At 42.0% G+C, this 12,471-nt stretch carries 13 protein-coding genes; 2 read left to right on the top strand and 11 right to left on the bottom strand.

Translation table 11 applies throughout. The features are described from left to right. Positions 1-102: 102 nt before the first annotated feature. From QE382_RS01265 to QE382_RS01245, 5 genes are all read right to left on the bottom strand, one after another. On the bottom strand, positions 103-1,083 hold the full coding sequence (locus QE382_RS01265) for a DUF5712 family protein (RefSeq protein ID WP_209577064.1): 981 nt from the start codon (positions 1,081-1,083) through the stop codon (positions 103-105). Between the two features lie 8 nt (positions 1,084-1,091). After that, the gene (locus QE382_RS01260; RefSeq protein WP_209577065.1) at positions 1,092-1,646 is read right to left on the bottom strand and encodes a BfmA/BtgA family mobilization protein; all 555 of its coding nucleotides are present in this window, start codon (positions 1,644-1,646) and stop codon (positions 1,092-1,094) included. Beyond that, entirely contained in the window at positions 1,639-1,956 is a 318-nt protein-coding gene (locus QE382_RS01255) for a hypothetical protein (protein WP_209577067.1), read from the bottom strand. Before QE382_RS01255 ends, QE382_RS01260 begins: the two co-directional genes overlap by 8 nt. Next, entirely contained in the window at positions 1,949-2,227 is a 279-nt protein-coding gene (locus QE382_RS01250) for a helix-turn-helix domain-containing protein (RefSeq protein ID WP_209577070.1), read from the bottom strand. Before QE382_RS01250 ends, QE382_RS01255 begins: the two co-directional genes overlap by 8 nt. A gap of 134 nt (positions 2,228-2,361) precedes the next feature. Next, on the bottom strand, positions 2,362-3,114 hold the full coding sequence (locus QE382_RS01245) for a hypothetical protein (protein WP_209577072.1): 753 nt from the start codon (positions 3,112-3,114) through the stop codon (positions 2,362-2,364). A gap of 121 nt (positions 3,115-3,235) precedes the next feature. Between QE382_RS01245 and QE382_RS01240 the strand changes: the two genes are divergently transcribed. Beyond that, positions 3,236-3,931: a hypothetical protein gene (locus tag QE382_RS01240; RefSeq protein WP_307184356.1), complete on the top strand. Its 696-nt coding sequence runs from the start codon at positions 3,236-3,238 to the stop codon at positions 3,929-3,931. 433 nt (positions 3,932-4,364) lie between these two features. Then, positions 4,365-5,390, top strand: a complete 1,026-nt coding sequence (locus QE382_RS01235) for a LacI family DNA-binding transcriptional regulator (protein WP_104384684.1) — start codon at positions 4,365-4,367, stop codon at positions 5,388-5,390. 127 nt (positions 5,391-5,517) lie between these two features. Here QE382_RS01235 and QE382_RS01230 read toward each other — a convergent pair whose 3' ends face one another. Genes QE382_RS01230 through QE382_RS01205 form a run of 6 tightly spaced genes read right to left on the bottom strand, consistent with a single transcriptional unit; the run spans position 5,518 to position 12,471 of the window. After that, positions 5,518-6,717 (bottom strand): endonuclease/exonuclease/phosphatase family protein, encoded by a 1,200-nt coding sequence (locus QE382_RS01230; RefSeq protein ID WP_104384683.1) that lies wholly within the window; start codon positions 6,715-6,717, stop codon positions 5,518-5,520. 54 nt (positions 6,718-6,771) lie between these two features. Continuing rightward, on the bottom strand, positions 6,772-7,596 hold the full coding sequence (locus QE382_RS01225; RefSeq protein ID WP_199768726.1) for an endonuclease/exonuclease/phosphatase family protein: 825 nt from the start codon (positions 7,594-7,596) through the stop codon (positions 6,772-6,774). 47 nt (positions 7,597-7,643) lie between these two features. After that, positions 7,644-8,975, bottom strand: a complete 1,332-nt coding sequence (locus tag QE382_RS01220; protein WP_209577076.1) for an IPT/TIG domain-containing protein — start codon at positions 8,973-8,975, stop codon at positions 7,644-7,646. Between the two features lie 19 nt (positions 8,976-8,994). Continuing rightward, a complete protein-coding gene (locus QE382_RS01215) occupies positions 8,995-9,801 on the bottom strand; it encodes an endonuclease/exonuclease/phosphatase family protein (RefSeq protein ID WP_158656028.1) in 807 nt (268 codons plus the stop codon). Positions 9,802-9,841: 40 nt separating this feature from the next. Next, on the bottom strand, positions 9,842-10,546 hold the full coding sequence (locus QE382_RS01210) for a DUF3823 domain-containing protein (RefSeq protein WP_199768725.1): 705 nt from the start codon (positions 10,544-10,546) through the stop codon (positions 9,842-9,844). 26 nt (positions 10,547-10,572) lie between these two features. Then, entirely contained in the window at positions 10,573-12,471 is a 1,899-nt protein-coding gene (locus QE382_RS01205; RefSeq protein ID WP_199768724.1) for a RagB/SusD family nutrient uptake outer membrane protein, read from the bottom strand.

Below are 12,471 nucleotides of genomic sequence, written 5' to 3'. Positions count from 1 at the left end.
ACCTTTGGACCATCGTGGCTAGATTTGCTTTTGCGTCGACAATAGATATCCATATGTACAGTTGTCTATATATCCAGATATATGGAATAAAATTCTTTATTGTTAGCGCATACCGCGACCCCTGTTTTTCTTTTTTCGCTTTCTTTTTCTTTCCTCCTCAGCAGCAACGGTATCATGTCCTCCGAAATCCTGAGCTGGAGCAAGTAAAATATCCAATAGCCCCCAACCGGCTTCTGCAAATGAAGGTACCCGTCCTGTTAACTGCGGAAATTTCTCTAAATCAACCTTTGAAAGAATCGGTTCCTTCTGTTGATTTTCTCCTGTTGTATCTGCTCCGTTCTTCAATTGTCTGTCAAGTGTATGCAGTGCCGCCTGCTGGTCAATATTTCCGTTCTTCATCGTATTTGCGTAGAGCAGTGTATCTTTCAATTTTCGGTCAAAGCCGAACATCCTATCGAAAACTGTTTCACCTGACTGTTTGAAAGCCATCTGGTCAAACTGTCCCATTTTTTTTGAATGTTCCACATTCCTTCCACGTGACCTGTTCTGGGGACTTAACTTGATCCTGTTTGTTAAATCTTTTCTGCTAACGATGACCTGTACATGGAACTGCGGTCCTTCTTTACGATCCCCCACTTTTTTTGTGCCATTTTTTACCTCTCTGTCCTTATGGATGTAATACCGGTAGTTTTCCAGTTTGCCAAACCACAAAAGATCCTTATTGTTTTCTATTCCCGGGCGCCTGAAATTGCGTGCATATTCATCCATGATCCTTACGGCATATTCTTTCAGCTTTTCCCTTGCGCCCTGCTCGCCATAGGTAGCCAGTAGAAAGTCGATCTCTTTCCTGCTGGGGCTGATGTTGATCAGGAAGAATTTACTGTCATCTTTTCCCAGCTTGGCGACATTGCCATCTATACCGATACGGACTTCATGAGGCCTGATGTTATTGCTATCCCCATTGAACCAATGCTGGGGTACTTTGTTTTCGGCAAGGCGGTTTTCCTTTTCAAGATAAGAAACTAAATTCCCGCAGCTTCCTTTGTTGTCTCCCGTCGCTGAGTCTGTGATGTTGATATACATAGCAATGTCTAAAGATTATCCAGTGCTTCCCGGACCTGTTTGGCCAGTTCTTCCTTTCTGGCGGCGGATACTGGCCAGCCAAGCGTTTCCCGCTGACTGATGTAATGTTCAAGGATCTTTCTGAAATTATCTTTTAGCTCCTGCTTTTCTGCGATCCCCAAAAGTAATTTCTTAAGGACTTTATCGAGGCTCCCGAGATACTCCGTATTTGCTTTCAGAAATTTTGACGATTGCTGCTGTTCATCAGAAATGACGTCTATCGTTCCTGATTGCTGTTTGTTTATGGCAATCAGCTCATCCAGCATGGAATAGACAGGTACCAACAGGTCGGTTTCCTGCTTTCGGATAAAGGAAAGTATACGGCTTACTCCACTGGAAAGTTCCTTTTTCAGCACCTCATCGTTCAGATCGGCCGGATCCTTCTTGTTCCTGTAGAAATAATCGACCATCTGTATCACCAGCAGGCGTTTTGTCCGACCGAGTTTAAGGGAAAGATGTTCGAGTTTGCCGTCCACTTCCATGGGGAAGCGGACGGACCTTGTGTTTTCATCGGACCTAGCCATTGCTGTCGGGAATATTGTCCATGATAAACCTGAACCTGCTTGCCCTGGTCGGATGCCATGAGGGGATATACTCAAGATAACCAAACCTGACAAGTTCGGAAAGGCATTTATGATAGGTAGCAATGGAACGTATGCGCGAAAAATGCATCAGTTTCCTGCGGCTAGAATGAAAAAAATCATTGTAATTATCCTGCTGCTGAAAATAGCATAGGGCCATGACAAGCCCGATATGTGAAGGCAGTAGTCTATCATCCTGCGTGATGTATTTAAAATAAGCGCTAAAGTTATGGTCATGCTTATTATTAACCATTGCCGTCACCTCCTTCCATCATCATATCTACATCACTACTGCGATAATACATACTGCCGCCGATCTTTTTGAAGGGCAGTAACCCGGTTATCCGAAGGTTCTGCAATGTTCCGGGGGATATGTTCAGTTTCTTTCTAACCTCCCGGCTACGGAGCCATTCTCTTTCTCCGTTTTCCGCTAAGGTCTTTCCTTTTACGATCTGTCTGATTTCATCGAGCAGCTCTTTTTTAAATACCTGTAAATCTTCTTTTGTCAGAATGTCTAGTAGCATAGTAAACCAATTTTATGAACAATATGGGATCCAGCTATATGCCGGGCCAGTGCTACAAAATTGGGGGCTGGGAGAGGGGTTTGGATGACCATTGGACTGCGCTGGTCATGTTTATTAATCGGACAGGACTGTCATTAACTCTGATTTTTGGGAATAATCTCGAACAGTTTTTTTTCCTCCGGGATCCTGACTCCTTTCATGGAATCTTTCGGGTCTTTCTGTACAAAATAGTTTCGGGCGGTATTGACCGGTATATCTTTGCCATTGTAGACAAAATATTTTGAGACCATTTTATAATATGGGCTTTCGTGGTCACTGACCAGTAGTTTTCTTCCGTTGGGAAGGGACAGGTTTTTCATCTGTTGCAGCAGATCGATAAATGTGGGAAGATGGTCGTCCTGTATCATTGGCTTTACGGAGACTTCATATTTCTCCAGATCGGCAAGTTTGTTCCGTAAGATCTCTTGCTCTGAACGTAGTTTTACGATCTCTTCGTCTTTCTCTTTTAGCAGCATGTCATTGGGCCGGATGTTCCATTTGTCGAGCGGTGCGAGGAAATCCAGGAATTCACCCAGCTTCTTAATATTTGAGATATGGAGCGCGTGCTTTGATGAAAACGGATCCTTTCCCTTAAAATAATCTATCCTATCCGAAACGACATGCCAGGCATGGGAAAAGAACTCCTTTTCTGAGCGGTTGCTACCGGAGAGATAAAATTTCAGATGGTATCGGTAATAGTCACTAAAAGCCCCTTTCTCTAGACCATAGATCTTCAACAGGAAGTGATTGTCTTCATAACCCATTTTGAGTCCCAAAATATTTCCTAAATCAAAAGGGTTCGGATTGAAATCAAACGCTTTTCTTGCTTTAAAGTAAGTTGCTGTCATATAACTAATTTAATAAAATCATCACAATAGATATGAATCAATCCTTTGGATATGGATAATATTATCTGGTGACGCTCTTCTAACGAGAAACAATAAGTAAATTTGGTAAACGACCAATACTATGCATGATTTAGACAGATTAAAAATGTTGATCGGATTGTACCAGAAGGAAGCAAGGGACTTGAAAAAGTTAATTTCTACCAGCATTAAGGAATGGGAGTATATGATGGCAGATTATTATGCACAGAGGTTGCGACAGGTCAATAGGGAGTTACAGATATTGCAGACAATCCTTGACCCCGATTATGGTGAAAAACAGATCCTGATTAGGCAGATTACCCACTATAAAAAGAATCGCTCATTGGCGGGTCAAAAAAAATTAAGGGAACTTTACGAGCAGTGGATAGGAGATGCCGAGAAGAAGTTGGAGGGACTGAATAGTAATGTGAACCCAGACTCGCCCTTTTCCAGGGTTTTGGCTGATCTACTAGAGAAATTGAAACGGAAGGAAGTTCAAAAAGTCGTACTGATGTTCGATAGTGAACAGGATCTTGGTATCATAATTACCAGCGGTAGAAAGTTATACCTACGAATTCCCAAAATAAAAACTCTCAGAAATAGAAACGCTATCGGAAACCATCAGATCAGCCTTCTGCAGCGAATGGGGTTCCAATGGGATGCAAGAGAAACTTTGTTGTATTTGGGATTGGAGCTTAACACCTTAACCAATCAAGTGATGGAATTATTGTCAAAAATTGTGTTCAAAGTTTTCATATTCGAAGAGATGGGGGGTAAAAGCTACATCAGATATAGCTAAATGAATGCTTATTCAGATAACCAGCGATATATTTATCTATATTGATAGCCTAATAGATATATTGTCTATTCTATATACAGCCTATTATTTCCCATGTTGGATTGAATTATAAACTATACTGCGCAGTATACTAAAAAAGGGCTTAATGAAAGTATTAAGCGAAGAGAGTATCCCCGGAGGATACTCTAACCCCCATTTCTAGAGAATGGGGCAAGAAAAGTAGGGCTCTGCCCAACTTCTGCTTGCTCTAATGTCTCGTCCTACTATGGGGTTTACAATTGTTTAATAAGATAATTGAATTCCTTTACAATTTGATTAGCATTCAAATTATATATATTTATCTATTGAAATGTTTCTGCAAAATTAATGGGTGTAAATGCAACTCAACTTCCATTTTTGAAATAAAAATGTATATTTTTAAGCTTCAGAACTTATGGAAAATAAAAAGATCTCAATAAATGACATTGCGAAACACTTAAATATTGCAAAGTCAACCGTGTCATTGATCATTAACGGAAAAGCTGATGAGAGACGCATCAGTAAAGAATTACAGACTAAGGTATTAGATTATGTCAGAGAGGTTCGTTTTTATCCCCATCACTTAGCGCAAAGCCTTGCAACAGGACGGAGCAACAGTATCGGACTTATTGTTGAAGATATTTCTGACTCATTCTTTGGACCAATAGCACTTATGATCGAAAATCTAGCCAAAACGAAAGGTTATAGAATAATGTATAGTAGTACGCTCGGTGACACCAATACAGCCATTGAGATTATCAATTTTTTCAGACGGAGCCAATTAGATGGTTATATTATTGCGCCAACCAAAGGAATAGAAAATATAGTGAAAGAAATGGTCGATGAACATATCCCAATTGTTCTATTTGATCGGGATCCGGTCGAAGGGGTAGATTTCGTCGGAACGAACAACAAGGAAGCAACGATAGAAGCTTGTATGCATCTTTATGATAGGGGTTTTCGTCAGATTGGATTCGTTACACTCGAATCTACACAAAGCCAAATGCATGAGCGATTATCAGGTTATGAACAGGTTATGGTGAAATTAGCTATTGATTCTAAAGTGGCCTTTATACCGTTTGAATCAAAAAAAGCAATCAAACAGCAGCTTATTAAAGATTTTCTTGAGAATAATCCGGAACTGGATGCTATCATCTTTGCAACCAATTATCTTTGTCTAGCAGGATTGGCTGCAATAAATAACCTAACGACTAACACGAAAACGGATTTCGGAATTGTGTCCTTTGACGATCATGAGGCGTTTAACCTGATCTCTCCAACGATCACCGCCGTACGCCAGCCGTTGGAAGAACTAAGTAATAACATCATAAAATTATTGCTAAAGCAAATAGAAAAGCCAACAAGGGATAATGCTAGTCATGTGGTATTGCCCTCAGTGATAAAAACAAGAAAATCATCTGAAAGAAAAAGTTTTACATAGAATCGTATTAAAGGGAAAAAAAGACTCCTCAAATTTAAGATATCATGAGTACTAAAATAATCTTCTTCCGATAGGTAGCAATAACTAATCGAAAGAAGATTATTAAAAAAAAGAGTGTAATCAGTTATTATTGCACTTTCATTGAAGAGGCCTTATCATTGCCCGATGGTGTTAATTGAGAAAACAGTGGTGTATCCGTCGTCAACACCCAGTTGATCCCTAAGAAATTCTGGTGTTCATAGATCGTCAAAGTAAGCCCATTTGGTACTCTAGCCGAAGATGCCCAGTCATTTTCAATGCCTCGGGCATTGAGATCAGCTAAGTTATAAGTCCCTCTCGGTAAGAAAACTCCCTTACCACCATAGTGTGCATCTTTGAAAATACTTACCCCGTCTACTTGTAGTCGCGCAATAACAGGAAAATGATCAGAAGGCAATATTCCTCCGGGATCTTTATGGTACCAATCGACTAACCTGGAGGAAACTGACCATTGACCGGTAACAAAGATATGGTCGATCTGACTATCCCCGCTTGGGCTAATGTTCCATCCATTACCGGTAACACGTAATGCAGGCGACTTAGAACCAGCGATATTCCAGCTTTCTTCTAACCATGACGGACTATTAAGCACACTATATGCGGCAGAATTTTGATTTGCATTTAGGTCGCCCATCAGTACCGCCGGAAGATCGCCGATTTTGTTTTGCATATAGGTTAACAAAAGATTCGCACTATTAACCTTAGCATCAGCACCTTTATGATCAAAATGCGTATTAAATACATAAAAGATCATTGCCGTCTGTTTATCCTGAAGCTTTATCCAGGTACAGATGCGCTTGTATGCAGCATCCCAGGCTGGTCCGGCCGGAGCTGTAGGTGCTCCAGGCGCCAGCCAAAATGTACCGCTTTCCAAAGCATTAAATTTTGTGTTTTTATAAAATATGGCAGAGTGCTCAGAAGAACTATTTCCTTCTCGTCCTGTGCCCACTTTGCTGTAGCCTTGCAGATCTGAGGCCATATTGTCCATCTGATTTCCTAAAGCTTCCTGAACTCCGACTATATCACAGTCATGTTCCAAGATTCTTTCTTTGACCAAAGATCGCCTGACCGTCCATGCACGGTTTCCCGCATCGGGTGCATCCTGCCGGATATTAAAAGTCATCATGACGTACCCCCCGCTTCCGGCTATTGTTGCTGAACTTTGTACTTCGGTTGGTAAGGACAGCGTTTCGTCAGCCGGTGATGACTTTGCTAAATCTTTCGCACAAGCTGCAAAGATGCAGCCGGACAGAAGTGCCAGCTGCAGTCCATAAATTAATTTTCTCACAATTTATATCTTTTGGTTAACATGAAACAATTACGACGATAGCGTTCACTAAGACTATTTCAGATTAAATGTTCCCACAACTGGATAGTGGTCTGACTCTTTGTCCGCCCAAAATTGAACCGCGTAGTCCTTAACTTCAAAAGCCTGGTGAGGTGCATATATTAACCAGTCACAGGTATATGTAGGCTTTGGAGTCGGTACGGTCCATTCACAATTTGAGATTTGACAAGGCAAAGTAAACCATTTCTGCAAAGCCGGCATCGTCTGCGAATTAGGCCGAGAATTCAAGTCAGCCCCTAAAATGATCGGCTGCTTTAAATTTTTAATTTCCTTCAAAATCTCGTTGATCTGTTTTAAACGGGTGGCATCGTCCTTTTTATAGCCCAGGTGAGTCGTGGCGAAATAAAACTGTTTACCATCCTTTTCCAGCAACGCATATCCAAAAGATCGCGTATCATCCCCATCATCAGCAACCCCCAAATGAATGGACTTTGTTTGCAAAAGCGGATATTTTGAAAGGATAACATTTCCATAGTCTCCTTTCTTCAGGGTGAGCGCATGTGCAAAAAAATAATATTTCATTCCCGTCAACGCCGCTATTTCCTTTGGAAAATCCATCGGATTCACATCGGTATTGCGTTCTACTTCTTGTAGAGAGACCACATCGGGGTTGACCTTTCTGATTACCGCTGCAATAGCTTCAATACCCATTTTTCGAGCACTGTAGATGTTGTAGGTCATCGTTTTGATCTCAACTTCACCGCTCAATTTTTGAGCAGAAGTTTCATTCGCGCTTACAGCCACCAGAACAGCAGTGATTAAAGCAAACAGTAGAAGACGCAAGTTTAGATTTCTTGCTTTAGACAAAGCTATCATCATGATCCTATTCTTTAATTTAAGTAAGAATTTGGTAAAACATATTTTAGTTATTCTATAACTATTTTTCGAATAACGTGATTCCAGGTGTCAGCGACGTACAATGCGCCGTCAGGACCAAATTGCAGGCCTTCGGGCTCATAAAATTTTGCTGATAAAGCGTTTCCGTTCTGCAGGCCATTTGTACCCGCAATACCCGCGTAAGTAGTTACCGTACCGGTGGTCGTAATTTTTCGAATGCAATGGTTTTTACGATCGGCAACATATAAGTTTCCTTCGTTATCCAGATCCATCTGTGCAGGAGTGTTAAACCGGGCAGATTCTCCATTTCCCACCGCATTCCCTGTTGTATTGGCATTTGGTCCAGCAAGTACCTGTACTGTTCCAAAACTCTTGGTGCTTATGTCATAAGGAACACGATAAACACTGTGTGCATTGTAAGCGCCAGAAATATACATGGTTTGACCATCCTTAGAGAAAATGATGTCCATGATATTCACGTTTTTTGAATTGACACCAAACAGTCCCTCCAGACTACCATCGGGTTTTAATCGACATATCTTTCCCCCGGAATATACTCCCACGAATACCTCATCTGTCACTGGGTTAGTTGCGACAGTGGTTAATCCCCCTTGCGCTGACAAAGCTGTCAAATTGTTGTACTTACCTGAAGATTTCGTCATTTTGCCCAGGCCCATGGAGCCATTTGCGTTATTGTCATTAGTAAGAAACAATGTACTCTGATCCATTGAAAAGTCAAAAGCCCGGAGGCGTTCAAACAGCGTACTTTCAGAAGCCTTGAGTAAGGTCGTCACATTGTTATTTGATGCTACACGGAGTGCTGCGAAGTTATCTCGGCTGCTTGCCCCCTCTTCGACAAAATAAAGCGCATTATCCTTGCTCCATTTCAAATATCGTGGCCCCGACAATTTGGCTTGGGCATAGTCCCCATCCATATCGTCCTTGGTACTTCCCAAGTACGTATAGACTACAGTCTGGTAGCCATATTCAAAAGCCTGTTTGTAAATATATTCTTTCCCGCCAATGGTCAATTTGACTTTTCCAGAACCGGCATTCTGTGGAATGCGGGCCGTAATGATACGTCCATTCGAACTCAATACCGCCGCTTCCTTATCATTTATGGTCACCTTAATTTTTGTCAGATCTGTTTCAAAGTTGCTTCCGTACAGCGATATCTCAGTTGCGGACCCTCCGGAGATCGGCGTATACTGTGTAATTTGAGCCCCATCAGTTTTATCAGGGTAAGACATGTCACTGCCTTGATCTTTATTACAGCTCACAACGCCCATGCTGAATGCCATCAATGCCGCAAAGCAGAGGTTTCTGGCACCTGACCGTTTAAAAAAACTAATTATTGTCATGGTTTGTTAGGTAAAAATTTTATGGATTTTTGATCAAAAAGTTTGCAACGACCGGAAAATGATCAGATTGCGAATAAGAACTATAATCAACATCATATGTCTCTGTCACTGCTGCATCTGTAGGCGCATACATCAGATAATCTATGGTTCCATCAGGCTTAGGCGTCCCAGCCGTAAAACCGCAATATCCATTGAGGCACCCAGATGTAAACCATTTGGTCAGCACTTTATAGGCTTCTTCCGTAGGTTTGGCATTTAAATCTGCGGACAGAATGACCGGCAATGCAAGATCTTTGGTATATTGGCGGATCAGATCAATTTGATGGAGCCTATTTGCATTATCGGACAAATGGTCCAGATGGGTTACGGCGAAATAAAAGTCCTTATTTTCTTTGCTTACCTTGACAGTTCCGAGCGCCCTAATGTATGCATTGGCTTCCGATGTAAGTACATCCAGCAAATATGTTTTCGTTTCTTTGAGGGGAAATTTAGACAGGATCAAATTTCCATACTCACCTTGTGCCAAGTTACGTGCCTTAACAAAATAATAATAAGGCATTCCCGTGAGTTCCGAAAGTCGTTTACCAGTATCAAAATTCAGATTGGTAGAATTTACCTCTACCTCCTGTAGTCCTACGAGTTCGGGGTCATTTTTCTTGATCACTTCGGCGATGGCCTCAATGCCTCTTTTTTGCGCCGCATAGATGTTGTAAGTCATAGTTTTGACAGAAACACCAGTGACAGGTGGCTCTTCCACCTTGGTATCATTTTTACTGCATGATGCCAATAAAAAACCTAGGATACTTAATGTTATAATTTTTTTCATCAGTGACTTTTTTGTAGGTTTCACTTTGCGTGTTATTTGATCAGTCATTTGCTATCAATTCTATGGTATCACTATAATTCACGACACCGTTTACCGTCGCACTTACCCTGACGTAGATTTTGTTGCCATTTGCCTTGATTTTGTAGAAGTTCTCGACAAATTGTTTGTCATTGGCCAGTTCAAAGACATGTGTACCTTCTTCTATTTTGCCTTTCGCGGTCTTTGTGACATAATTAGCATTATTTTCATCTACTCGCGGTGTATAGTTCCACATGACAGATACATTGGTAAACGTAAAGGATTCATCCGCCTTATTGACTTTAAATGCTATTTCGACCTGATTTCTTGCGGAAATGGTCGCCGACGCTGCAATACGGGAAAAAGGGGTAGCTTTCAAATCGTACTGCGTCTGCCCATTAACCGTGGTATAGCCTTCACAAACCCCTATAAAAGGACCATTTACGACCACCCTATACTTCCCGTTAAACACTTTATTATTGGTATAAGATCCGTCTGCATTCGCTCTGAAATCGACAGAAGCAGTCGCATTTGTCCCTATTTCAAATAAAGAAACCAGTACGCCACCCGATCCCTCCACGGGCAGCGGAATAGGCTTGTTTGTTTCCATATCATAAACGGTTCCGTGCAGTCCGCCATTTGGAGCCTCCAGATTATCGATCTCATTTTCACAACTGTTCATGACAGCAATCAGCATAACACCGAGCATAAAAAAAATATTCTTCATATTTATCATAATTTTATACATCTCAATTAATTACCGTATCCCGGATTCTGAACCAGTTGCGGGTTTGTGCTCAAGTCCGTCGGACTGATGCGGATATAATAGTTTCTTTCCAGAAATAATCTCTTTTGCTTAGGAGGAACTCCGGTTTCGAAAGTAAACTTCTTACTTTTGACATTGAACCAAGGGTATAATGCGGTCCCCCTATAGTTGGTAAGTCCGCCCTGAGATTCATCCAAATGGGCCACCCGCCATCGTTTGAGATCCCAAAAACGCAGCTTTTCAAAAGCGAGCTCTACCTTTCGCTCCTGTCTTACTTTAGCGGTGGATATCGCTTCAAGAGGCTGGATCCCGGCCCGCGAACGAATGGCATTAACCGCCTGGAGAGCCTCTGCGTCTCTTCCGCCGAGCTCTACACAGGCCTCGGCAAGATTGAGGTAAATTTCACCAAGGCGAAATACTACCCAAGGTGTTTCCGAGCGTTTGGCATCAATATTAGTCATATCCGTAAGCGTTTCATCAAAAAACTTTCGCATATAAAACCCCGTTTTTGAAGCATCTCCCACGTCTGCACCACCATCTTTACCTGAAGTATTGTACCTCACGCCATCGATTGTAGCCACATTATCTTTGTCCGGCTGATTCTGTGCCTGATATTTTTGTCCCGAGCCATTTTGTCCATTGATCACCCCCCGTATCCATTCGACCTTGCTGCCCTTTAAAGGAGCTCCGGGTACATAGATGGAAGCAAATAGACGCGGATCCTTGCCAGCGAAAAGATCATAGGGACTATCAAAACTACGTGGTGTCCCATCCGTATTTTTTAAGGCCAATTTACCGGGGCTTCCATCGCTGTATTCAAATGCTTCGACCATTTCAAGCGTAGGAGTTACACCACATCCCCATCCGTCACCACGATAGGAAAAAGGAGCATTCATCTTATCCCACATGTGACCTTTTCCCGCTGAAACATTGAATGTTTTCTGAAAGATATATTCCCCATTATTACCATTAACACTTTTGGAAAACAGTTCATAGAAATTCTCCGCTTTGTCGGCATTTTTATTGTAAAGGCTATAGGTACCTGCGTCCAGCAATGCTTTTGAAGCATTGTATGATTCCGTAAAATACCGCATTGCCTCACTGGATGCTATTCCCACGTATCCACGTGTGACCGCCTCACCGCTTAAATTGGCGTTCGAACCATATTTTGCAATTGAACCAGCATAAAGCGCAGCTCGCGAACATAGAGCAAGCGCGGCACCTTTAGATGCCCTATATTTACTTTCAGCAGTTCTGGATGCGGGAAGGATATCACTGATTGCCTTACACTCAGCGATAATAAAATCATACACTTCTGACTCCTTATTTCTAGGTACCTGCAATCCTTCAAAATCTCCGGGCACATATTCCTGCGGCGCTGTCAGCAGAGGAACTCCTCCATAGCGTTTAACCAGTCCGAAATATTGCATTGCCCTTATCCAGCGTGCTTCAGCGTCGATCACACGTTTTTCTTCCGTACTCAGGACAGCAGTCTCGTTCAGCTTCTTGAGGAAGTCGTTGGTGCGGCGTATCTGTACGTATCTGGTCGCAAACGGATCTTCAAATACATAATCACTATAGGTATATATCGAATTGGCATTACTGAACGCATAATCCTTCTGGTACGCCCCTGTGGCTTCGTCCGACAAGGAAGTCAAGTTGAGCAGATTAGATTTTCCTGTAAACCAGTCGTCAAATTCATCTAATCTTAATCCTTCATCGTACATGGTGACCAGCACGGACTGTATCGCCTGCGGGCTTTCCCAGATCAAATCAGAAGTTATGACACCGCTAGTGAGTTCCCGATCCAGATAATCATTACAGCTATATAAACTCAGTGTAAGTGCACAGCTCACAAAGAGAGGACTGAAATATTTCATTTTCAT

Source organism: Sphingobacterium zeae (assembly GCF_030818895.1).
GTDB classification, from domain to species: Bacteria; Bacteroidota; Bacteroidia; order Sphingobacteriales; family Sphingobacteriaceae; genus Sphingobacterium; species Sphingobacterium zeae.
The sequence above is the reverse complement of the archived record's forward strand: the minus strand, read 5'-3'. Positions and strand labels throughout refer to the sequence as shown.